The organism is Flavobacterium sp. T50_26 (assembly GCF_057652995.1).
Map to the genome: position 1 here is coordinate 1 of NZ_JBYFCC010000006.1, position 23,960 is coordinate 23,960.

Consider the following 23,960-nt stretch of genomic DNA (forward strand, 5'->3'; position numbering starts at 1 on the left):
ATTTCAAAGTTAATAATTTTTGAAAACACTCTCTTAGTTTTGAATTAAATCAGTCCACTTTATGCTGACGATTTACAATCACGAAGTAAATAAATTGACAGGAATAATAAGTTCAAACGCTTCATATGAAAATGGAAATGCAATCGTAGAATTTGACAACTCAAAAACTAACATTTCTGAAATCGAAAAAGCAATAAACTCAACAGGATATTCTGTAACCGACAAAAAAGAAAATTAAAATGGAAATCATATTACAATCAACAATTACTTGCCCCAACTGCGGACACAAGAAAGAAGAAACAATGCCGACAGACGCTTGCCAATATTTTTACGAATGTGAAAAATGCAAACAAGTTCTAAAACCAAAACAAGGCGACTGCTGTGTTTATTGTAGCTACGGAAGTGTTGCTTGTCCACCAATTCAGCAGGACAAAAAATGTTGCTGACAGACGGAAAACAAAGAAGCCCAGCCACTAATAGCTAGAGTTTCGTTGGGCTTGCAAAGCCAACAATGAAACTCCTGTTGAACGGAACCGATTACTGTCCGTCCACTATAGTTTTTTTTTATGATTTTATAAAGATTTACAAGAGGATTAGAAGTCCTCTTTTTTTTGTGGAGTATATTGCTTAGTTTTTATCGTGTTTTTCTGTCACTATTGGTCATAAATTCCCCCGTTCGTGCGCGTATCCTTTCGCGTTCTTAAATGTTTTCCCTCCCTCAGTTCGCTAATCAATCCCTCGGCAGACAATGGAAAATGAAACAAGAAAAACTTTCAAAATCCTACACCACAAGAATTGATGAGATTATAACAATTAAAATTTAAAAAAATTATTATATTTGAAAATAAAATAAATCAATACAAAACTTTCGCCAATCTTGCCAATTTGGAATAAAAGTAGTCTGAAAGTTTCGCATATAAACGAGTTATAGCCAATGGTAGGACGACCGTTCACAAGACGACTGACCGACCAAAATTTAAACATAAACACAAAGACATACCATTTTTACAAGTGACCAACATATAGACCATATTTTAAACGAGCAACGAGTAAGCCGACACTCTTTGCCGACCCTTCTGTATTTTTTATTTTTTCCTACCACACTTTTTTTTAATTCAATTATAGCCAGACACACATTGCACACATTTGTCTTTGCCTGCCATCACACAATGCCAGCCCGAAGGCAAAGCCAAAAGAGTGCAATCTTCCACGCTCTGTTCAAGAAACGAGTTACTTAACTTGACAACAATCATTAATTACTTTGATAACCATCAGTTTATTAAGGTAACTTTATAAACATATTAGTAAATAATTCAAAAATGGAACATTCACATCATAATCATACCGAAAGCCAACAATCACACGACCATCATGCCACAAATGATGCAGAAGGTCACGACAAACACGCAGGACACAATGTTGCGGATTTTTGGAAGCGATTTATAATCTGTTCGATTGTATCCATTCCTGTGCTTGCATTGTCACACATGATACAGAAATGGTTGGGGTTTGAATTAGCTTTTGCGGGTGACAAATATGTGTTGGCTGTTCTTTCCGCATTCATCTTCATTTATGGTGGTTATCCTTTTCTGAAAGGGTTGTATGAAGAAGTAAAAGACAAAGCCATTGGCATGATGACACTGATTGGCGTGGCAATTACGGTTGCATGGGCATACAGTGTTGCTATTACTTTCGGTTTGCAGGGTATGGACTTCTATTGGGAAATGGCAACGCTGATAGACATCATGCTTATTGGTCATTATTTTGAAATGAAATCAGTAATGGGTGCTTCCCGTTCGTTGGAATTGCTGGTTAAGATGATGCCTTCTACTGCTCATCATCTAAAAGACGGACACATTCACGATATGCCGGTCAGTGAATTGAAAATTGGAGATATGGTGATGGTGAAGCCGGGTGAAAAAGTTCCTGTTGATGGAATTGTAATAGAGGGCGAAAGTTATGTTGACGAAAGTATGCTCACAGGCGAGAGCAAACCTGTGAAAAAAGAAAAGGAAAGTAAAGTAATTGGCGGAGCAATTAACAGCAATGGTTCACTCACCATAAAAGTAATTAGTACAGGCAAGGACAGTTATCTGAATAAAGTGGTGAAACTGGTAGAGGACGCACAGAAAATAAAATCCAAAACTCAAAATTTTGCAGACCGAGCCGCAAAGGTTTTAACATTTGTTGCTTTAGGTGGTGGTGTAATAACGCTAGTTGTTTGGCTACTATTAGGGTTTCCATTTGTGTTTGCATTGGAAAGAATGGTAACCGTTATGGTTATTTCCTGCCCTCATGCTTTGGGTTTAGCAGTGCCATTGGTGGTAGCTATTTCAACTTCAATCGCTGCACAAAAAGGTTTGCTCATTCGCAACAGAACAGCTTTTGAAAATGCTCGATTGATTTCAACTATCATTTTTGACAAAACCGGAACACTAACCAAAGGTTCTCATGAATTACAGGAAGTAAAAGTGTTGAACTCAAAATTTAATGACAAAGAATTACTCCGTCTGGCATCAGGCATAGAGCAACATTCTGAACATTATATCGCTGCGGGTTTATTGCGAAAAGTAAAGGAATTGAAAATTGAAATTCCAAAATCAGAAAAGTTCAATTACCTACCCGGTATAGGATTGGAAGGAAACGTGGAAGGAAAAGAGATAAAGGTAGTAGGTCCGAATTATTTGAAAGAACAAATCATCAAAATAACAGACACAATCGATAATTTCACAGGCACTGTTGTTTACATTTTGATAAACAAAGACGTTGCTGGATATTTTACCTTCTCTGACCAAATAAGAGAAAGCTCTTTTGAAGCCATTCAAATTCTTAAAGAAGCAGGAATTAAAAACTTACTGCTCACAGGCGACAATGAAAAAGTGGCAAAGAAGGTGAGCGATGATTTGAAAATGGACGGCTATTTAGCCAATGTATTACCGCATGACAAATTAGAAAAAGTAAAAGAATTACAAACCAAAGGTGAATATGTTGCCATGACAGGCGATGGCGTGAATGATGCGCCTGCATTGGCACAAGCAGATGTGGGAATTGCAGTTGGTTCAGGCACTGATGTAGCAGCCGAAACAGCAGATATAATTTTGGTAAACTCAGACCCGAAAGATATCGCCAACCTGATATTATTTGGAAAAGCTACCTACAACAAAATGATACAAAACTTATGGTGGGCTGCGGGCTATAACATTCTTGCTATTCCATTGGCAGCAGGTGTATTATACAAATGGGATATTATGCTCAGTCCGGCTATTGGTGCAGTGCTGATGAGTTTAAGCACAATTGTGGTTGCGATAAATGCACAACTTTTAAAAAGAAAAATTTCATAAACTAAAAACAATTCATCATGAAAAAACAAATCATCACAGCAGCATTACTACTTACTGTATTGGATAGAAAAGTAAGTGAGGATATGAAAATTTTGAAAGATAAATTTAGTTCTAGTTTTAAGTTGAATAGTAAAGAAGCATAAAAAAAAGTAAAAATTAAAAATTAATTTTACTACTTTTACAGCTGTGAAATTTTTAAACTACATATTATATCTGTATTTAGTAGTACTTTCATGTTTGCCATGTGCAGATGTGGAAGCAACTAGTTTTACGCACACTTCTAGTAAAATAGACACAAACCACGAAAATCATTCACACGATAAGGAAAATGACGCTTGTTCTCCTTTTTGTGTTTGTAATTGTTGCGGACAAAGTGTTTTATTATCTTATGTTCCTGCAATAGTTTTTAATTTTCATACTCCAACAGTAGAAATTCAAACGCTAAACTCCATTTACAAATCTAATTTGTATTCCAATTTCTTTGGGAGTATTTGGCAACCACCTCAAATAGTATAATGAAGCCCGAGTAATTTCGGGTTAGAAACTTGTGTTTTACCACAAATTATGGCAAATTTTTAATTTGCTAATTTCTAATTCATTATAATATTTTCAATGTTAGACAAAATCATACAATTCAGTATAAAGAACAAATTCGTTATACTACTTTTTACACTTGTGTTAGTAGCTTGGGGAAGCTATTCAATAAAACAATTACCACTTGACGCATTACCAGATGTTACTAATAATCAAGTGCAAATTATTACAAATGCACCTACTTTAGCCAGTCAAGAAATTGAGCAACTCATTACATATCCATTAGAGCAATCTTTAAAAACAATTCCAAAAGTTATAGAACTGCGAAGTATTTCTCGTTTTGGACTTTCTGTTGTTACTGTTGTTTTTAAAGATGATGTAGATATTTATTGGGCAAGAAATCAAATTTTTCAACGAATAAGTCAAGCCAAAGAAAATATCCCAGCATATGCAGGTTCTCCAGAAATGGCTCCCATTTCAACTGGTTTAGGAGAAATATTTCAATACGATGTATATGCTAAAAAAGGATATGAAGATAAATACGATGCAATCAAATTAAGAACTATCCAAGATTGGATTATCATTCCACAATTACAAGGGATTGAAGGTGTTGCAGAAGTTGCTACTTGGGGTGGTAAATTAAAACAGTTTGAAATAGCTGTTAAACCAAATACTTTAAAGAGTTTAGATGTAACCATAACTGAAATTTTTGAAGCTTTAGAAAAAAACAACCAAAATACTGGGGGTGCATATATAGAAAAAGATCAAATGACCTACTTTATTCGTGGTGTAGGTATGGCAACCGGAAGTAAGGATTTAGAAAATGTTGTTGTAAAAAACAGAAACGGTGCACCTGTTTTAATTCGTGATGTAGCTTCAGTTAATGAAGGATATGCTATGCGATATGGAGCAGCTACAAAAGATGGTAAAGGTGAAATTGTTTGTGGAATGGCATTAATGCTAAAAGGAGAAAATTCTAAAGCAGTTGTAGAACGAGTGAAAGAAAAAATGGCTCAAATCAACAAAACACTTCCTGAAGGAGTCGTTGCAGAAGCTTTTATCGACCGTGGGAAATTAGTAGATAGTGCCATTGGAACAGTTACTAAAAATTTATTAGAAGGTGCATTAATCGTAATTTTTGTATTGATTTTATTTTTAGGAAATCTTCGTGCAGGACTAATCGTAGCTTCGGTAATTCCGTTGTCAATGCTATTTGCAGTTATTTTGATGAATCATTTTGGTGTTAGTGGAAACTTAATGAGTTTAGGTGCTATCGATTTTGGAATTATTGTCGATGGTGCAGTAATTATTGTGGAAGCCACAATGCATCATTTACAAAAACTCAAGAGACAAAAGAACTTAACCCAATTAGAAATGGATAGCGAAGTATATAAATCTGCTTCCAAAATTCGTAATAGTGCAGCATTTGGAGAAATAATAATTTTAATTGTGTATTTACCAATATTAGCATTAGTTGGAACCGAAGGTAAAATGTTCAAGCCAATGGCAATGACGGTAGGATTTGCAGTAATTGGAGCTTTCGTACTTTCTTTAACTTATGTACCTATGATGAGTGCAATGTTCTTATCTAAAAACACCGAGCATAAAGAAAACTTTAGCGATAAAATGATGGCATGGTTTGAAAAAATATACACTCCATTTTTAGACAAAGCATTACAAATCAAAAAAGTAGTTTTAGGAATTGCTGTCGGATTATTTGTAATGGCATTAGTAGTTTTCCAAAATATGGGAGGTGAATTTATACCTACAATCGAAGAAGGAGATTTAGCTATTAATGCAACGATAATGACAGGAAGTTCATTAACGCAGATGATTGAAACAACTACTAAATACGAAAAAATTCTAAAAGCAAAATTTCCAGAAATTAAAACCATTGTTACAAAAATTGGTAGTGGTGAAATACCAACAGACCCAATGCCTATTGAAAGTGGTGATTTAATTATTGTTTTAAAAGATAAATCAGAATGGACTTCTGCTGATAATTGGGAAGATTTAGCCAATCTAATGAAAGAAGAAATGGAAGTTATTCCTGGTGCTAATATTGAAGTTTCCCAACCCATACAAATGCGTTTTAACGAATTAATGACGGGTAGTAGAAGTGATATTGCTATAAAGATTTTTGGGGATGATTTGGAAATATTAGATGTAAAAGCTAAAGAATTAATTTCAAAAGTCAATAAAATTGAAGGTGTGGGTGATTTAAAAGCCGATAAAGTAACAGGTTTACCACAAATTACAATAAAATATGATTATGATAAAATAGCTTTATATGGACTAAATATAACAGACGTAAATAAGATAGTCAGAGCTTCTTTTGCAGGTGAAAGTGCAGGTAAAATTTATGAAGAAAGCAAACGTTTTGATGTTGTAGTTAGAATGAATGCTGAAAATCGTAGTGATATTTCAGATGTTTCAAACCTATTTATTCCATTACCAAGCGGCCAACAAGTTCCACTGTATCAAGTAGCTTCTGTGGAATACGAACAAGGCCCTGTTCAAGTATCTCGTGAAAATGGAAAACGTAGAATAACTGTGGGTTTAAATGTTCGTGGTCGTGATGTAAAAAGTGTAGTCGAAGAAATTCAACAAAAATTAGAAAACAATTATAAACTTCCAGCAGGATATTACATCACTTATGGTGGTCAATTTGAAAATTTAGTAGAAGCTAACAAACGACTTTCTGTAGCCTTACCAATTGCATTGGCATTAATCATGGTATTGTTATTCTTCACATTCCATAGCATGAAACAAGCTTTATTAATTTTTACAGCTATTCCATTATCAGCTATAGGTGGTGTTTTTGCTTTATGGTTGAGAGGAATGCCTTTTAGTATTTCAGCAGGTATTGGTTTCATTGCTTTATTCGGTATTGCAGTACTAAATGGAATTGTACTAATCTCCTATTTCAACCAATTAAAATCAGAAGGAATTACAGACCCATTACAACGCGTTTTAATTGGAACTAAAACCAGACTTAGACCTGTATTAATGACAGCTGCTGTTGCTTCTTTAGGGTTTTTACCAATGGCTTTATCAACAAGTGGTGGTGCGGAAGTGCAAAAACCATTAGCAACCGTTGTTATCGGTGGCTTATTTTCTGCAACCTTACTAACCTTAATCGTTCTACCTATTCTTTATTTATTAGTTGAGAAAGGTTTTAAAAAAAGAAAAAAAATGTCAAATTCAATCATGACCCTAATCGTATTATTTATTAGTACGTTTTCATTTGCTCAAAACAGCAAACCCATAACTTTAGAACAAGCTATTACAATGGCTAAAACCAATAATATGGATTTAAAAATTGCCGATAAGGAAATTGAAAAACAAACAGTTCTTAAGAAAACAGCTTTTCAAGCAGATCCTTTGCAAATTGAATACATGGGTGGACAATACAATAGTGTAGATTATGATAATAATGTAAGTATTCAGCAATATTTTCCAATTGGTGGAAATACAAAAGCAAACAGACAGCTTCAGGAAGAATTAGCAAAATTGGCTGAAAAACGAAAGGCTTTATCTGAATATGAAATTGAAAAAGCGGTAACTATTGCTTACTATCAATATTTATATGGTATTTCAATCCAAAAGCTAAATGACGAATTGTATGATGTGTATTCAAAATTTCTAAAAAATGCAGAACTTCGTTTTAAAACAGGTGAAAGCGGAAACATAGAAGTAATTAGTGCAAAAGCTAAAGTAAAGGAAATAGAAACCTTAAAAGAACAAATGCTTCTTGATTTAGTAATCTACCAAAAACAGTTACAGTATTTTATACAGACAAATGAAGATATACTTCCAGAGAGTACAACTCCTTTAAAATATATACATGCAGCTGCTTTAAATGAAAATAAGGTAGAAACATTAGTAAGTGATTATTATACCCAACAAGCAACGGTTTTTGAAAAAGAATCAAATGCTTTTAAGAAATCTAGAGCACCAAAATTAGGCTTGGGTTACTTTGGTCAAACATTAAACAAAGAATCTTATTTTCAAGGATTTACTGTTGGTTTGCAAATTCCTTTGTTTAGCGGTGCAAATACAGCTCGTGCTAAAGCTTCTGAAATAAGTATGTCGCAATCGCAATTAGAATTTGATAAAACAAAATTAACTTTAAAACTGCAAAAAGAACAATTAGTAAACCAATTTTCTAAACAAGAAAAAGCAATTCAATATTTTGAAAAAGAAGGGTTAAAATATGCAGAACAGATAATCACTACTGCTCAAAAAAGTTATGCCAATGGCGATATGAGTTACTGGTCTTACATCAGTTTCTTAAATCAAGCCATTGATATTAAAAAGCAAAATATCGAAGCAGTAAACGCTTACAATCAAAGTGCTATTCAAATGCAATTTCCATCTTTCAATAACAATTAATACTCACGACAATGATCAATATATCTTTAAAACCAAATTATAAAATAGGTTCAATTTTTAAAATATTTCTTCTTTCTTCTTTCCTTTTGATTCTAAACTCATGTGGAGAAAAGAAAACAGAAGAAGAACATGAAGAAGAAAAATCGGAAACAGAAGTTGCATTAACAACAGCTCAATTCGAAACCGTGGGCATTGAAATGGGTAGTATTGAAATGAAAAACCTCAATACAATCATCAAAGCCAATGGTTACACAACTGTTCCACCTCAAAACCGAGCAGATGTTTCAACCTTAATTGGTGGAGTGGTAAAAGACATCTTTGTATTAGAAGGTACTTATGTAGCAAAAGGAAAAACTTTGGCTACACTTCAAAACCTTCAAGTGGCAGAAATGCAAGAAGATTACAATGCTGCTGTAGCAAACATTGAATATTTACAATTAGAATACAATCGTCAAAAAACTTTGAGTGAAGAAGATGTAAATCCTCGCAAAGTATTCCAAGAAGTAAAAGCTAAATTGGCAACTGAAAGAGCAAGAGCACAAGCAGCCAAAAACAAATTACAAGCATTAAATGTAAGTCTATCAGGGAACTCTTCTATCATTCCTATCATTGCTCCTATAAGTGGTTATGTGGGTAAAATAGGCATTACAAAAGGAGCTTTTGCAGACACAGGAATTACTCTTTTTGAAGTAATTGACAACACACAAATGCACCTCGATTTGAACGTTTTTGAAAAAGACATGAGTAAAATTTCTATTGGTCAAGAAGTTGATTTCGTACTAACCAATCAATCGAATAAAGTCATTAAAGGAAAGATATTTGGTATTAACAAATCCTTTTCAAACGAAAGTAAATCGGTTGCAGTACATGCCAAGATTAATGAAAATGACACAAAAGATTTAATTTCTGGAATGTATGTGGCAGCTAATATTAACATTACAAATCAAACGGTTCAAGCATTACCTAAAGACGCAATTGTAAGAAACGGAGATAAATATTATATTTATATGCAAGAAGAACATACAGAAGAAACTCCAAAAGCAAAAAAAGAAGCACACGTTCATAAAGAAGGAGAAGCACATAATCATGACGAAGAAGCTACCGAAAAAGAACACGACGAAGTACACTTTAAAGCAATTGAAGTAGTTCCTGGAACAACCGATTTAGGATATACTGAAGTTAAATTAGTAGATGAAATTCAAACAAATGCAAAAATAGTTGTAAAAGGAGCATTCTATTTATTAGCAACTTCAAAAGGTGGTGGAGAACACGTTCATTAATAATTTATAACAAAAAATAGAGATGAAAGTAAATACCAATATGCCTACAAAATTGAAACCTTTTTATAATGCTGAACTAGAATTAGCAAAAAATAATTTTAAGGAAAATAATTTACAAAAGTCTTGGTTTCATTTAGAAAGAGCACACATAATCGGACAAAAATATCCGTATGAACATACATTTGTCCATTGGAAAATGTTACAGTTTGGATTTAAAATTAAAAATGCCAAAGAAATTTTTGGTCAAATACCAAGATTACTAGTAGGTGGTGTAAAATCATTTGTGGGTCACATTCCTGTCGGAAATACAGGTGGTGCAAATGTTCCACCATTAAGAGCAATGGAAATTCCTGAAGACATTCAAAAAATATTAAACGTAAACACTTAGATTACTATGACAGATAAAAAATCACACCAAATAGAAGACGATGCAGAATGCTGTAGAATAGAAGAAAAAATTAATAAAGCAGAAGAGCAACATGCAGAAGATGATGGACATGATCATGACCATACTTCTAAAGAAAAATCTACCTTCCAATTATTTTTACCAGCAATAATAAGTTTCGGCTTATTATTGTTGGCCATTGGTTTTGATAATTATTTTACCCAATCTTGGTTTGTGGGTTGGGTTAGAATAGTTTGGTATGTTGCAGCCTATATACCAGTCGGACTCCCAGTTATAAAAGAAGCCATACAAAGTATTCGTAAAAGTGATGTATTCTCTGAATTTTTACTAATGTCTATTGCTACTATAGGGGCTTTTGCTATTGGTGAATATCCTGAAGGTGTAGCGGTAATGCTATTTTATGCTATTGGAGAAATCTTTCAATCATTAGCAGTACAAAGAGCCAAAAGAAACATAAAATCCTTACTCGACCAACGACCAGATGAAGTTACTATTATAGAAAATAATGTAACTAAAATAATCAAAGCTTCAACGGCTAAAATTGGAGATATTATCCAACTTAAAGCTGGAGACAAATTAGGTTTAGATGGAGAATTACTATCAGATAAAGCTTCCTTCAATACAGCAGCACTTACTGGAGAAAGTAAACCCGATTCAAAAATAAAAGGAGAAACAGTTTTAGCAGGAATGATAAACTTGAATTCTGTTTCGCAAGTTAAAGTTACAACTGCTTATACAGATAGCAAATTATCTAAAATTCTTGAAATGGTACAAGAAGCAACTTCTAAAAAAGCACCAACAGAATTGTTTATCAGAAAATTTGCTAAAATCTACACACCTATTGTTGTGTTTTTAGCAATCGGAATATGTTTAGTGCCAATGCTTTTTGTGGAAAATTATGTTTTTAACGACTGGTTGTATAGAGCGTTGATATTCTTGGTAATTTCATGTCCTTGTGCATTAGTGATAAGTATTCCATTAGGATATTTTGGAGGAATAGGTGCAGCTTCTAAAAACGGAATACTTTTTAAAGGAAGTAATTTTTTAGACGTAATGGCTTCTATTCAAAACGTGGTGATGGACAAAACAGGAACAATGACCGAAGGTGTTTTTAAAGTACAAGAAGTCGTTTTTAAAGCTGATTTTGACCAAAATGAAATACTTCAATTAGTAAATGCTTTAGAAAGTCAAAGTACGCATCCAGTAGCAACTGCAATACATGATTTTGTTGGAGAAATAGATAGTAAAATCAGTCTTAAGGAAGTAGAAGAAATTGCAGGACACGGTTTAAAAGCAAATGCAAACGGAAAAGAAGTATTAGTTGGTAATTTCAAACTAATGGATAAATTTTCAATTAAATATGATATTGATCCATCAAGTATTGTCTATACGCTAATTGCTGTTGCTTACGATAAAAAATTCGTTGGTTATCTTACCATTGCAGATAGTATAAAAGAAGATGCACAAATAACAATTGATAAATTAAAAGCATTAGGAATCAAAACTACTATGTTAAGTGGAGATAAAAATAATGTGGTACAATTTGTGGCTCAAAAATTAGGAATTACAAATGCGTTTGGTGATTTATTACCAGAAGATAAAGTAAATAAAGTCAAAGAAATTATAGCCAAAAACGAAACGGTTGCTTTTGTGGGTGATGGTGTTAATGATGCTCCAGTAGTTGCTTTAAGTAATGTGGGTATTGCAATGGGAGGTTTAGGAAGTGATGCAACAATAGAAACTGCTGATGTAGTAATTCAAGACGATAAACCTTCAAAAATTCCAATGGCAATAAATATTGGAAAACAAACCAAGAAAATTGTTTGGCAAAATATCACTTTAGCTTTTACAGTTAAGGCAGTTGTTTTAGTTTTAGGAGCTGGTGGTTTAGCAACGATGTGGGAAGCCGTTTTTGCTGATGTTGGAGTCGCTTTATTAGCAATATTAAACGCAGTAAGAATCCAAAGGATGAAGTTTTGAGCTTGATTTTTAACATTTTTTTTAAAATATTTAATTTGTTTTGATTAACTTTGATACGTTTTTAACAAAAAATGAAAAAGTCATACATCATAATAATATTGCTTTTAGGTATATTTTTTATTCCTAACAGCTCTTTTGCATGTGGTAGTGACAATCAACAATCTTGTGAAAAAGAAGTTTCTACTTCTAATACAAAAGAAAAAAGCTGTTGTGACAACAGCATGGATGATGAAGGATGTAATGGAAGTTGCGGACACTCAAATTGCACAACAACTTCTTCTGTTAGTTTCAGCTTATTTTTCTATAATGAAATAGAATTCACAAATAATAATTTTGATTTTTCTACAAGTAAATCAAAATTTTACCATTCAGAAAACTTACCCTCAGATGGTTTTGCTTCTATATGGCTTATTCCTAAAATAAGCTAAATTTAAAATTTGACAGCCATACTTATGTCAAATTTATAGCATTTGCTATTTTTTTATAACAGTTTTTGAATATTAAATTGTCATGTTAACATACTTATTTAATTCATTAGAGCTGCTATTCAATTTAAATTTATTTAAAAATTTATTCAAAAAAAACCTTTTTGAATACTAAAATCATATACAATGAAAAAATCATTATTAAAAATAATGATAGCAATCACAGTATTGTTATCAACCACTATGAGTGCACAAACAAAAAACACAAAAACAGAGGAAGTGAAAGTTTCAGGTAATTGTGGAATGTGTAAAAAAACGATAGAAAAAGCAGGAAACATCAAAGATATTGCTACAGTAGTATGGAACAAAGAAACTAAAATAGCAACAGTAACATACGATGAATCTAAAACAAATAAAGAAGAAATAGCAAAGCGTATTGCTTTAGCTGGATATGATTCAGAACTTGCCAAAGCAAAAGATGAGGATTACGACAACCTTCCAGGATGTTGTCAGTATGATCGTGAGTAATTGTGCTTTAATCAGTTGTAATTAACCTATTCCTCTAGAGCAAAAAAACTTTAGAGGAATATTGAAAACTTGATTGCCAAAATATTTGGTAAATAGTATTTCTATGGTTATAAATTTTATATTCAGATGTTAAATAAAATAATTAAATATTTCCTAGAAAATAGATTAGTAACTGTTCTTATTCTGATGGTTCTAATTTTATGGGGTATTTCCACGGCACCTTTTAACTGGAAAATACCTTTCCTCCCTTCTGATCCAGTTGCAGTTGATGCTATTCCAGACATTGGTGAAAACCAACAAATCGTTTTTACACAATGGCCAGGTAGATCACCCCAAGATATTGAAGACCAAATTTCTTATCCATTAACTACTTATTTATTAGGTATTCCAGGTGTAAAATCTATTAGAAGTAATTCTATTTTTGGCTTTTCAAGTATATATATAATCTTCGATGATGATATTGAATTTTACTGGTCCAGATCCAGAATATTGGAAAAATTAAACTCATTACCTAATAGCTTATTACCTGAAAATGTAAAACCTTCACTTGGTCCAGATGCAACAGCATTAGGGCAAGTGTATTGGTACACAGTTGAAGGAAGAGATAAAGATGGAAATCCAACAGGTGGATGGGATTTACAAGAAATTAGAACAGCACAAGATTTCTATATTAAATATGGATTAAATGCTGTGCAAGGAGTTTCAGAAGTAGCATCTATCGGAGGTTTTGTAAAAGAGTACCAAATAGACGTTAATCCTGATGCATTAAAAGCGTATAATATCAGTTTGATGCAGGTAATGACTGCGGTTCAAAAATCAAATAAAGATGTTGGTGCCAAAACAATTGAAATCAACCAAGCCGAATATTTGGTTAGAGGTCTTGGATATGTAAAAAAAGTAGAAGATATTGAATTGGCCGTTGTAGCAGTTAAAGACAATGTTCCAATTCGTATAAAAGATATAGGTGTAGTTGCATTAGGACCTGAAACAAGAAGAGGAATTTTAGATAAAGGAGGTGCTGAAGCCGTAGGTGGTGTTGTTATTGCACGATATGGCTCTAATCCATTAGAAGTAATTAATGGTGTAAAATCTAAAATCAATGAAATTGCACCAGGTTTACCTAAAAAAACATTAGCTAATGGTGTTGTAAGCCAATTAACAATTGTTCCTTTTTATGATCGAACAGAATTAATTCAGGAAACAATTGGAACCTTAGAAATGGCTCTTTCGCATGAAGTATTAATAAGTATTATTGTAGTTTTACTTTTAGTTTTAAATTTAAGAGCCTCTTTAATTATTTCCAGTTTACTTCCTGTTGGAGTATTAATGACTTTTATTGTCATGCGATATGCTGGAGTAGATGCAAACGTTGTGGCTTTATCAGGTATTGCAATCGCTATTGGAGTGATGGTAGATGTAGGAGTCGTTTTTGTTGAAAATATTATTCGACATCTCGAAATGCCAGAAAACCATGGAGCAAAAGGTGCAAAATTAATGCAAGTAATTTACGAGGCAAGCACAGAAGTAGTTTCTGCAATTACAACTGCTTTAGCAACTACAGTTGTTAGTTTCATTCCAGTTTTTGCTATGGAATCAGCTGAGGGAAAACTATTCAGACCTTTAGCATTTACTAAAACATTCGCTTTATTAGGTGCTTTTGTTTTAGGATTAATTATTCTTCCATCTTTAGCTCATTATATTTTTGGGATTGACTACGACAAAAAAAGAGTAAAACGTTTTTGGGGATATGTATTTATTTCTGGAGGTATATTATTGAGTATTTATTTTAAAATTTGGCTTCCTTTAGCTTTAACATTAATGGGATTATATGATCTCTTAAATCACAAAATACCTCAAAAATATCAACCCTATACAAAACATTTCAATTTAATTGTAGTTTTATTTATTGTTTCTTTCTTTTTAACTCAAGAATGGATGCCTTTAGGGCCACAAATAAGCGTAATCGGTAATTATCTATTTGTAATTGTTCTGTTAGGAATAATAATAGGAGCTCTTTTATATATTGTCAGTTCTTATGAAAGAGTATTACGTTGGTGTTTAGAAAATAAAGGTAAATTCATGTTGTTACCAATAGTGACTTTGTTTTTTGGCGTGTTAGTTTGGATTGGTTTTGAAAGTACTTTTGGTTTTGTGGCAAAAGGATTTGACAAAATTGGTTGGAATATCAAAACTTCAAAAGTATGGTCAGTTCCTGCTCACACTTTTCCGGGTATTGGTTCCGAGTTTATGCCAACGCTTAATGAAGGAAGCTATTTGCTAATGCCAACATCTATGCCTCATGCTGGTGTAGAACAAAACAGAAAAGTAGTTGGACAACTCGATATGATTCTAAACCACATTCCCGAAGTTGATATGGCAGTTGGGAAATTAGGACGTGTAGAAAGTGCTTTAGACCCTGCTCCAATTTCAATGTATGAAAACGTTATCAATTATAAGCCAGAATATATTTTGGATGCTAACGGACATCGAATGCGGTTTAAAACCGATAATAAAGGTCGTTACATTACAAAATCTGGTGATACACTTTCACATGATGAAGCACTAAAACAGGCAATTACTGTAAAAAATTTAATACATGACGAAGATGGTTCTTTCTATAGAAATTGGCGCGATATAATTCAATCACCCGATGATATCTGGAATGAAATTGTAAAAGCTTCTAAAATACCAGGTGTTACATCTGCTCCCAAATTACAACCTATCGAAACACGTTTGGTTATGCTTCAAACAGGAATGAGAGCACCTATGGGAATAAAAGTTTTTGGACCCGATTTAAAAACTATTGAAGAATTTGGATTAGAATTAGAAGCCATTATTAAAGAAGTTCCTTCTGTAAAAAGCGAAGCTGTTTTTGCCGATAGAATCGTAGGAAAACCTTATTTACATTTAAATATTGATAGAGAAAAAATTGCTCGATTTGGCTTAAATATAGAAGATGTTCAACAAGCTATTGAAACAGCAATTGGAGGAATGAAAATTTCTTCAACTGTTGAAGGAAGAGAACGCTATCCTATAAGAGTTCGCTATCCTAGAGAATTAAGAGATAGCCCTGAAGCATTAGGAAAAATATTAATAGCTACTCCTACTGGCGCACAGATTCCGTTAGGTCAATTAGTTCAGTTTGAATACAAAAAAGGACCTCAAGCCATTAAAAGTGAAGATACTTTTCTGGTTGGTTTTGTATTATTCGATAAAAATGATGGCTATGCCGAAGTTGATGTAGTAAATGATGCTCAAAAAGCAATTCAAGCTAAAATTGATTCAGGCGAATTGGTAGTGCCTCAAGGTGTAAATTATAAATTTTCAGGAAGTTATGAAAATCAAATAAGAGCAATGAAAAGACTTTCAATTGTAATTCCTATTTGTTTAATCGTTATCTTTTTGTTACTTTATTTTCAATTCAAGACTGTTATTGCATCGTCAATCCATTTCTCTGGAGTATTTGTTGCATTTGCAGGAGGATTTATTATGCTCTGGTTATATGGACAAGATTGGTTTATGAATTTTGACGTTGCTGGTGTAAACATGCGGAATTTATTCCAGATGCATCCCATAAATCTAAGTGTAGCTGTTTGGGTAGGTTTCATAGCCTTATTTGGAATAGCAACAGATGATGGAGTAATCATGGGTTCTTATATCCACCAAGTTTTTGAAGAAAAAGATCCGCAAACAGTGTCTGAAGTTCGGGACGCTGTAGTAGAAGCCGGTAAAATGAGAGTTAGACCTGCTGTGATGACAACGGCTACAACAATCATTGCCTTGCTACCAGTTTTAACCTCAACAGGAAAAGGCTCAGATATTATGATTCCAATGGCAATTCCAACCTTTGGAGGTATGACCATTCAAATTATGACCATGTTTGTAGTACCAGTATTACAAGCATTTTGGAGAGAAACAGTAATTAAAAATAAAGAAAAGAGAAATGCGTAAACTAATAATTATATTCATTTTATTTTTTGCTTATAATGCTAAAGGACAATCTTTAAACGATTATTATACTATTGCTGCGGAAAATAATCCAGAATTAAAAGCAAAGTATAAAGAGTTTGAAGCAGCCATGCAAAAAATACCACAAGTTAGCTCTTTGCCCGATCCTAATCTTTCAATGGGGTATTTTATCTCACCCGTAGAAACAAGACTTGGACCGCAAAATGTTCGATTATCTCTTTCGCAAATGTTTCCTTGGTTTGGTACTTTAAAAGCACAAAAAAATGCAGCAACTTTACTTGCAGAAAGTAAATATCAAGCATTCTTAAATGCTAAAAACCAATTGTTTTCACAAGTAGCCGCTGTATATTATCCATTATATGAATTGCACGGTTTAAAAGAAATTGAACAAGAAAACATCAAAATTCTAGAATCATACAAAAACATAGCCAATACAAAATTTCAAAATGCTAAAGGAAGTTTAGTAGATGTTCTACGTGTGGATATTATGATAAAAGATGCTCAAACTAATTTAGAAATTTTAAATAAAAAAGAACCCGCATTAACATCTTGGTTCAACAGTATTCTAAATAGAAAGTATGATGAAAAAATTGTTGTTTCTAAAAAAATAGAAACAATAGAATTACCCATAGAATATCGTAAAGATTCAATAGCTACTAACCCTATACTACAAGAACTTGAATTAAAAAAGCAAGCTTCGGAAGCTACAATTGAAGCAGCCAGAAAGCAAGGTTTGCCAAAATTAGGTATTGGTTTAGATTATGTTTTTGTAGGTAACGGAATGAATAATTTTCCAGATTCGGGTAAAGATGTTATCATGCCTATGGTTACAGTTAGTTTGCCCATTTTTAGAAAAAAATACGACGCAGCAGTTACCGAAGCAAAATTAATGCAGGAAAATTATTCTTTTCAAAAAGAAGCTTATGAAAACAAATTGAACGGAACCTATTACAAACTTGTTTTTGAATTGCAAAAAGAAAGAGATTTGTTAAAATTATATGAAGGACAAGTAATAACACTATCCAAAAGTTTAAGTCTATTATTTGCCTACTACAGTAACGCCAATAAAGATTTTGAAGAAGTATTACGTATGCAACAAGAGCTTTTAAAATATCAAAAATTGCAATTGTCAAGTATAAGTACTTTTCATGTAAAATTAGCAGAATTAGATTATTTAACCGCAAAACAATTTTAATCATGAACATAGATAAAAAAACAAAAATCTTATTAGCAATAACCTTATTAGTTGGGCTACTATTAGGAGCTTTGTTATTTGGTGGAAGCTCTGAAGAAAAAGATGAAAATAAAACAGATGCTTCATCAAAAGCAGAAACATGGACCTGTTCTATGCATCCACAAATTAGACAGCCAGAACCAGGTGATTGTCCTATATGTGGAATGGATTTAATCCCTTTGGAAGCAGGAGATGAAGATATAGATCCTGATGCAATTAGCATGTCGGAATCGGCCATGATTATTGCTGGAATCTCTACTTACAAAGTAGGAAATACCGATGGTGTTAAAGAAATTTCACTTAATGGAAAAGTTGAAGTTAATGAAAGAACCGTTTATAGCCAATCATCACATATACCAGGTCGAATCGAAAAAATTCAAGTTTCGTTTGTGGGCGAATATGTAAAAAAAGGTCAAGTGGTTGCTTATGTGTATTCTCCTGAATTAGCCAGCACACAACAAGAATTAATTGAAGCATATACTGTAAAAGACATTCAACCTGAATTATTTGAATCGGTAAAAATGAAATTAAAAAACTGGAAAGTTTCAGATGCTACTATTAACAGTATTATTTCTTCAGGTAAAACACAAGATAAGTTTCCTGTTTATGCGGATGTTTCAGGCTATATCATTAAAAAAAATGTAGAACTAGGAGATTATCTGCAAAAAGGACAAACCCTCTATGATGTTGCAGATTTATCAACCGTTTGGGTACTTTTTGAAATTTACGAATCGGATATGAGTTGGGTTAAAAAAGGAGATAAAATAAATTATACAGTGGCATCTTTTCCAGGAGAAACATTTTCAGGAACTATTGCATTTATTGACCCATTTATAAACCCAATGACTCGAATTGCAAAAGCAAGAGTTGAAGTAGCTAATTCTGGATTAAAATTCAAACCTGAAATGTTTACTACAGGTACTTTAAAAACTAAAATTACAAGCAATAAATCAACATTAAGTGTTCCTAAATCGGCAGTGATGTGGACTGGAAAACGCTCTATCGTGTACATTAAAAATGAAACAGATAAAGGAATAACTTTCAAATTACGCGAAGTTACATTAGGACCACTTTTGGGGAATGATTATATAATTGAAAAAGGTTTAGAAGTTGGTGAAGAAATTGTTGCAAATGGTACTTTTAATGTGGATGCAGCTGCACAATTAGCAGGAAAACCAAGCATGATGAATTTGGAAGGTGGCAAAGCAAATACAGGTCACAATCATGGAGATTCTTCTATGCCTATGAATGAAGATAAAAAAGTAGTATTAAAAGCAGAAAAAACAACGATAAGTTCTGAAGCTAAAAAGAGTTTACAACCCTTATACAAAGAATATTTTGAATTTAAAGATGCCTTAACAAAAGATGATTTTAATTCGGCTAAAAAAGCCTTGTTAGCATTTGAAAAATCTTTCAATAAAATAAACATGAGCGTATTTAAAGGAGAATCTCATAAAGTATGGATGAATTATCAAACAGAGCTGAAAAAGCAGACACTTCATGCTTCACATATTAAAAACATTAAAGAATTAAGAATGTCTTTTGAACCAATATCAAATGTAATGATAGCCATGACAAAAGCTTTTAATCCTTTAAATGAGAGTGCATACGTTCAGTTTTGTCCTATGGCAAATAGTGATAAAGGTGCCAATTGGTTAAGTAAAGAGAATAAAGTAGTTAACCCATATTTTGGAGCTTCAATGATAAAATGTGGAGAAGTTAAAGAAACAATTAAATAAATTAATAAATTTTTAAATCATGAAAAAAGTAATCGGAATTTTAGCAGTAGCGTTATTAAGCGTAACAATCTCTTGTAAAGACAACAAAGAACAAGAAGAAGGAACAATGCCTAACGAAGGAATGCAAACGGAATCGCATGAAGGACATGAACATGCCGCAGGTACAGAATCTACCGAAAGAGAAATTAACCAAAACAGCGCAAAAAACCCTGAAACAGCAGCAATTTTAGATGCTTATTTCGAAATCAAAAATGGTTTAGTAGCAGACGGTAAAGAAAAAGCTGCAGAAGGTGGTAATTCTCTTATAGCTGCTATTGAAAAATTTGATATGTCAAAATTAACTGGAGATACACATACAAAGTATATGGAAATTGCAGAAAGTGCTAAAGAACATGCAGAACATATCGTAAAAAGCCCAATTGATCATCAAAGAGAACATTTTGAAGCATTAAGCACTGATATGACTGATTTAGTAGCACTTCTTGGAACAGACAAAGTAATTTATCAAGTCTATTGCCCTATGGCTAATAACAATAAAGGAGCAAATTGGTTAAGTGAAGTTAAAGAAATTAAAAACCCCTATTTTGGTTCAAAAATGCTAAAATGTGGAAGTGTAAAAAAGCAAATCAACTAAATGAAAATTTCTAAAATCATCTTATTGATTTTACTGATTGTGTTTGTGGGAATTCAATTCATTCCCACAAAACGCAATCTAAGTGAAATTGTACCCAATACTGATTTTATGATAGTTAACAATGTGCCTAATAGTATTAAAAATACATTACAAACGTCTTGTTACGACTGTCACAGTAATAACACCTATTATCCGTGGTACAATAAAGTGCAACCAGTTGCTTGGATTTTAGAAAGTCATATTGAAGAAGGCAAAGCAGAATTAAATTTTAGTGATTGGAATACTTATTCTAATAGAAGAAAAAAAAGTAAGTTAAAATCCATTGTTAGTCAAATTGAGGACGATAAAATGCCGCTTATATCATATACATTAATCCACAAAGATGCAGTTCTTACACAAAAACAGAAAACAGAAATCATAGATTGGATAACCAAGTTACAAATGGAAAATGAATAACCTTAATCAAATACATATTCTTTTCAGAATTAAGAGATAATTGCGATGCCATTTGCAAGTTTGGCACTGATCTTTCCATAATGGATAAAATTGCAAAATCAATTTAAAAATAAAAAATCATGAAACTTCATATAAAAAACATGGTCTGTAGTCGCTGTTTAAAAGTGATAAAACAAGAACTTGAAATTCTTGGTGTGAAAGTTAAATCAATCGAACTTGGTGAATTAATTGTTGATGATGCAAGTAGTAATCATGAAGAACTGATCTTTCACAACGCTGCCTCCTGAATCCCATCGGGTTGTACTATAACCCTCTACACTCGGAATGTCTCTGACTTCGCATCAAATATTCAATACAATTTTATATTGTATTTTATTAAATATAACTATCAAATTGAAAATGGAAATCATAACATAATGAAATCATTAAACTTTTTTGAATGGATAATATCAAAAAAACTAAAAAACTAAAAAACTAAAAGAACACTTCTGTGCCCGGTTTAATGTTTTAGTCCTCCGTTCACCACCGCTTGCCATCGCTCCAAAAAGTTTTTGTATGCCCAGAAAAATTGTGCTCTGAATAAAAATTGGGGCAAGGCAACAAAAACTTTTCCCAAAGCTTCTTTACATAATGTGGCATTATAGCTCGGAGAGACTATAATAACATTATGTAAAAAAGCCGCTCGGCCAACGCTCAAAAGCCCCGCTCCAGCCACACATTTTTTTCGCTTTCCTCGCACCACCCAGCTTCAAAAAACACGTGGCTTCGCGGGCCTTACTTCGTGTTTTCATAAGAACATTTATCCTTTGCTTAAAAGCCTCACTTCGTCCAACGTTTTGTCAATGGTCTTTATCAGCAAACCGCTTAAATCGGTAGTATTTGCACTATATTTTGAAGGTGCTAATCCCTTTCCACAACACCTTTTAAACCCTTAAACCCATAAACTTTTAAACCATCCCCAAGCACCCTCAAAATATAAACCATCCCGCAAGAGTATAGTTTTTATTTGCTCAAAGAAGTAGTGTTTATTGCTTTTAGTCTTGCCGATGCCACACTGCGTTAATCAACTTTCAAACTTCTAAACCTTTAAACTTTTAAACCCTTTCCCGGCATCAGCAATCCTTAAAAGCAATCAGAAAATCCGTGCCAAGCAAATAAAAACTATACCCTTGCTCTTACTCCGAAACAAATTCTTCCTAAACACTTAAAAAAAGCGGTAGTACTTGCATTGTTTTTTTAAGGTGCTAATGCTGCAACCAACAACTTTTAAACTTTTAAACCCATAAACTTTTAAACTTTTTCGTAGCACCCCAAAAAATCAAAAATCCCCCGCAAGAGTATGGTTTTCCGTTTTCCCACAAAATCTGTTATCAATTCAAAAATGGCACAAGCAAAACAAAAAACCATACCCTTGCTCCCGCTTCTGCCACCCCACTAGGTAGTAGTTGCATTGTTTTTTGAAGGTGCAAATCCCTTTTCACAACACCTTTTAAACCCTTAAACTCATAAACTTTTAAACCTTTCCTGGCACCCTCAAAAATCAAACCCTGCAGCAAGAGTTTCAAATTTCGGTTCTGGATGAAAAGCGTTGCTATTGTTTTTTGGATTTTTCATCCAGTCCCAAAATTTGAAACCCTTGCACGACGACCCCAACTCCGAACAAGAAAGACCGAAAACCTCACTACCCATTACCAATTACCAATTACCAAATACCAATTACCCATCACCCATCACCCATCACCCATCACCCATCACCCATTACCCATTACCCATTACCCATTACCCATTACCCATTACCCTTTACCCATCACCAAACAAAAAAAAATAAAAAAAAAGAGAGCAAAGTTAAGTTCCGGGTTTACAAAAAAGCAAGTTCAAGCCCTCCGGGTTTTTTAAAAAATCTCCACCACCCCTACTTCTTCGTATGACGTATTGTGCAATTACAGTTTTCATAGGACGCGTCGGGGTGGTAGTATTTTTTAAAAAAAACTTGCTTTTTTGAAACCCTCCACTTGACGAGAGTGCTTTCTTTTTTTTCCTTTTTTTTCTTTTCAAAAAATTTTAATGGAAAAGTGTGTCCAGTTCAGAAATCCTTTAAACGCCACGATATGATAAATTTTAAAATGAAACACCACCAAAGCGGAACCAATTACACAAACCCGCATTTCTTCATCCTTAACAAAGGGCTAAACACAGGTAAGCCTTTGAATGAGCCCTGTCCAAATTGCTTTGTAATCATTTTCCAATGCACAGAAGACCGCGAACACATGGAATCCATCTGCAATAGCTTATGGAGAGTAAAATTTTGGCATCAATACCTAATCGGGTCCGTAATCCCATACATCAGAATCAATGATTTTGCAAAAACCATCAACAGCAAAGCAGGTGAAATGATGTTTGATTTCGAACAACATAAAAAAAACGTAGCAGCTCTCAAGTTATTAGAACAAAAAGAAAAGCAATTTCAAGAAAACCTCACGCTAATCAACGATTTAAGGAGGGTGATAGTGCACCGCTACTGCAAAAAATCATAAAAAGTAGAAAGCCTGACGTACGCCAGGCTTTTGTTTTTTTTACCTAAAATTTAATTTTTGTTCATAATAAGTGAAAACTTTTTTAACTTCTAAAGGTCTTAAAATCTAAATTTGAAAAGTCAATAGTCCCCAAATAAAGTAAACCCGACTACATGGAACACGAAATGATCGGCACTTGCAACAGCTGCAGCTACTCCAAACGATTCAAATTTGGAGGAGGCCGTCTTAAATTCCAAAATGTATGTTTAGGACCGGCAATAAATACTAAAACCGGAGCACTGGAAACCATCAACTACAAAGTATTCGACCCAACCAAATACAAACTATACACAAATACCGAACTGCAATCAGCACATCCGGAATATCTAGACAAATACAAATACGGCAATTTCATCCTAAACCCAACCGCAAACTATTGCCCATCTTGCCATAATATGACATTCGATTTCTCCGTAAAAGTAACTGTTGAATAAAAAAATGCTCATTTTCTTTATTTATATTTGTT

18 protein-coding genes and 2 pseudogenes are annotated in these 23,960 nt (G+C 33.2%); all 20 read left to right on the forward strand.

Translation table 11 applies throughout. From position 1 onward, the window contains the following. Positions 1-76: 76 nt before the first annotated feature. Positions 77-238 (forward strand): annotated as a pseudogene (locus tag AC23MC_RS04715) (heavy-metal-associated domain-containing protein); the annotation flags it as partial. Position 239: 1 nt separating this feature from the next. After that, positions 240-446 (forward strand): GDCCVxC domain-containing (seleno)protein, encoded by a 207-nt coding sequence (locus AC23MC_RS04720; protein WP_487567395.1) that lies wholly within the window; start codon positions 240-242, stop codon positions 444-446. A gap of 258 nt (positions 447-704) precedes the next feature. After that, positions 705-824, forward strand: coding sequence for a DUF4113 domain-containing protein (locus AC23MC_RS04725; RefSeq protein ID WP_487567394.1), 120 nt, complete (start codon positions 705-707; stop codon positions 822-824). Positions 825-1,319: 495 nt separating this feature from the next. Continuing rightward, the gene (locus AC23MC_RS04730) at positions 1,320-3,341 is read left to right on the forward strand and encodes a copper-translocating P-type ATPase (protein WP_487567393.1); all 2,022 of its coding nucleotides are present in this window, start codon (positions 1,320-1,322) and stop codon (positions 3,339-3,341) included. Between the two features lie 17 nt (positions 3,342-3,358). Then, positions 3,359-3,484, forward strand: coding sequence for a hypothetical protein (locus tag AC23MC_RS04735; RefSeq protein WP_487567392.1), 126 nt, complete (start codon positions 3,359-3,361; stop codon positions 3,482-3,484). Between the two features lie 43 nt (positions 3,485-3,527). Continuing rightward, positions 3,528-3,857 (forward strand): DUF6660 family protein, encoded by a 330-nt coding sequence (locus AC23MC_RS04740; protein ID WP_487567391.1) that lies wholly within the window; start codon positions 3,528-3,530, stop codon positions 3,855-3,857. 96 nt (positions 3,858-3,953) lie between these two features. Then, positions 3,954-8,270 (forward strand): CusA/CzcA family heavy metal efflux RND transporter, encoded by a 4,317-nt coding sequence (locus AC23MC_RS04745; protein ID WP_073580252.1) that lies wholly within the window; start codon positions 3,954-3,956, stop codon positions 8,268-8,270. Positions 8,271-8,281: 11 nt separating this feature from the next. Continuing rightward, a complete protein-coding gene (locus AC23MC_RS04750) occupies positions 8,282-9,550 on the forward strand; it encodes an efflux RND transporter periplasmic adaptor subunit (RefSeq protein WP_487567390.1) in 1,269 nt (422 codons plus the stop codon). A gap of 22 nt (positions 9,551-9,572) precedes the next feature. Next, positions 9,573-9,938: a DUF3703 domain-containing protein gene (locus tag AC23MC_RS04755; RefSeq protein ID WP_072780921.1), complete on the forward strand. Its 366-nt coding sequence runs from the start codon at positions 9,573-9,575 to the stop codon at positions 9,936-9,938. A 6-nt stretch (positions 9,939-9,944) separates the two neighbouring features. Further along, positions 9,945-11,936: a heavy metal translocating P-type ATPase gene (locus AC23MC_RS04760; RefSeq protein ID WP_487567389.1), complete on the forward strand. Its 1,992-nt coding sequence runs from the start codon at positions 9,945-9,947 to the stop codon at positions 11,934-11,936. 71 nt (positions 11,937-12,007) lie between these two features. After that, positions 12,008-12,364, forward strand: coding sequence for a hypothetical protein (locus AC23MC_RS04765; RefSeq protein ID WP_487567388.1), 357 nt, complete (start codon positions 12,008-12,010; stop codon positions 12,362-12,364). A gap of 183 nt (positions 12,365-12,547) precedes the next feature. Then, a pseudogene (locus tag AC23MC_RS04770) lies at positions 12,548-12,883 on the forward strand (heavy-metal-associated domain-containing protein); the annotation flags it as partial. A gap of 132 nt (positions 12,884-13,015) precedes the next feature. After that, positions 13,016-16,840, forward strand: coding sequence for an efflux RND transporter permease subunit (locus tag AC23MC_RS04775; RefSeq protein WP_487567387.1), 3,825 nt, complete (start codon positions 13,016-13,018; stop codon positions 16,838-16,840). After that, entirely contained in the window at positions 16,833-18,053 is a 1,221-nt protein-coding gene (locus AC23MC_RS04780; protein WP_487567386.1) for a TolC family protein, read from the forward strand. Before AC23MC_RS04775 ends, AC23MC_RS04780 begins: the two co-directional genes overlap by 8 nt. 2 nt (positions 18,054-18,055) lie before the next feature. Further along, positions 18,056-19,831, forward strand: coding sequence for an efflux RND transporter periplasmic adaptor subunit (locus AC23MC_RS04785; protein WP_487567385.1), 1,776 nt, complete (start codon positions 18,056-18,058; stop codon positions 19,829-19,831). A 19-nt stretch (positions 19,832-19,850) separates the two neighbouring features. Next, positions 19,851-20,465, forward strand: a complete 615-nt coding sequence (locus tag AC23MC_RS04790; RefSeq protein WP_487567384.1) for a DUF3347 domain-containing protein — start codon at positions 19,851-19,853, stop codon at positions 20,463-20,465. Continuing rightward, positions 20,466-20,921 (forward strand): heme-binding domain-containing protein, encoded by a 456-nt coding sequence (locus AC23MC_RS04795; RefSeq protein WP_231841472.1) that lies wholly within the window; start codon positions 20,466-20,468, stop codon positions 20,919-20,921. It begins immediately after the preceding gene. Positions 20,922-21,040: 119 nt separating this feature from the next. Next, a complete protein-coding gene (locus tag AC23MC_RS04800; RefSeq protein WP_487567383.1) occupies positions 21,041-21,208 on the forward strand; it encodes a hypothetical protein in 168 nt (55 codons plus the stop codon). 1,821 nt (positions 21,209-23,029) lie between these two features. Further along, positions 23,030-23,455: a DUF6943 family protein gene (locus AC23MC_RS04805; protein WP_487567382.1), complete on the forward strand. Its 426-nt coding sequence runs from the start codon at positions 23,030-23,032 to the stop codon at positions 23,453-23,455. Positions 23,456-23,607: 152 nt separating this feature from the next. After that, on the forward strand, positions 23,608-23,928 hold the full coding sequence (locus AC23MC_RS04810; RefSeq protein ID WP_487567381.1) for a hypothetical protein: 321 nt from the start codon (positions 23,608-23,610) through the stop codon (positions 23,926-23,928). The last annotated feature ends 32 nt before the right edge of the window (positions 23,929-23,960 follow it).

Excerpts from the sequence above, each read along its gene's own strand:
- AC23MC_RS04775 (WP_487567387.1), top strand. The coding sequence starts at position 13,016 with ATGTTAAATAAAATAATTAAATATTTCCTAGAAAATAGATTAGTAACT.
- AC23MC_RS04725 (WP_487567394.1), top strand. The coding sequence starts at position 705 with ATGTTTTCCCTCCCTCAGTTCGCTAATCAATCCCTCGGCAGACAATGG.
- AC23MC_RS04795 (WP_231841472.1), top strand. The coding sequence starts at position 20,466 with ATGAAAATTTCTAAAATCATCTTATTGATTTTACTGATTGTGTTTGTG.
- AC23MC_RS04735 (WP_487567392.1), top strand. The coding sequence starts at position 3,359 with ATGAAAAAACAAATCATCACAGCAGCATTACTACTTACTGTATTGGAT.
- AC23MC_RS04790 (WP_487567384.1), top strand. The coding sequence starts at position 19,851 with ATGAAAAAAGTAATCGGAATTTTAGCAGTAGCGTTATTAAGCGTAACA.
- AC23MC_RS04785 (WP_487567385.1), top strand. The coding sequence starts at position 18,056 with ATGAACATAGATAAAAAAACAAAAATCTTATTAGCAATAACCTTATTA.
- AC23MC_RS04720 (WP_487567395.1), top strand. The coding sequence starts at position 240 with ATGGAAATCATATTACAATCAACAATTACTTGCCCCAACTGCGGACAC.
- AC23MC_RS04805 (WP_487567382.1), top strand. The coding sequence starts at position 23,030 with ATGATAAATTTTAAAATGAAACACCACCAAAGCGGAACCAATTACACA.
- AC23MC_RS04760 (WP_487567389.1), top strand. The coding sequence starts at position 9,945 with ATGACAGATAAAAAATCACACCAAATAGAAGACGATGCAGAATGCTGT.
- AC23MC_RS04800 (WP_487567383.1), top strand. The coding sequence starts at position 21,041 with ATGAAACTTCATATAAAAAACATGGTCTGTAGTCGCTGTTTAAAAGTG.
- AC23MC_RS04730 (WP_487567393.1), top strand. The coding sequence starts at position 1,320 with ATGGAACATTCACATCATAATCATACCGAAAGCCAACAATCACACGAC.
- AC23MC_RS04745 (WP_073580252.1), top strand. The coding sequence starts at position 3,954 with ATGTTAGACAAAATCATACAATTCAGTATAAAGAACAAATTCGTTATA.
- AC23MC_RS04765 (WP_487567388.1), top strand. The coding sequence starts at position 12,008 with ATGAAAAAGTCATACATCATAATAATATTGCTTTTAGGTATATTTTTT.
- AC23MC_RS04750 (WP_487567390.1), top strand. The coding sequence starts at position 8,282 with ATGATCAATATATCTTTAAAACCAAATTATAAAATAGGTTCAATTTTT.
- AC23MC_RS04780 (WP_487567386.1), top strand. The coding sequence starts at position 16,833 with ATGCGTAAACTAATAATTATATTCATTTTATTTTTTGCTTATAATGCT.
- AC23MC_RS04755 (WP_072780921.1), top strand. The coding sequence starts at position 9,573 with ATGAAAGTAAATACCAATATGCCTACAAAATTGAAACCTTTTTATAAT.
- AC23MC_RS04810 (WP_487567381.1), top strand. The coding sequence starts at position 23,608 with ATGGAACACGAAATGATCGGCACTTGCAACAGCTGCAGCTACTCCAAA.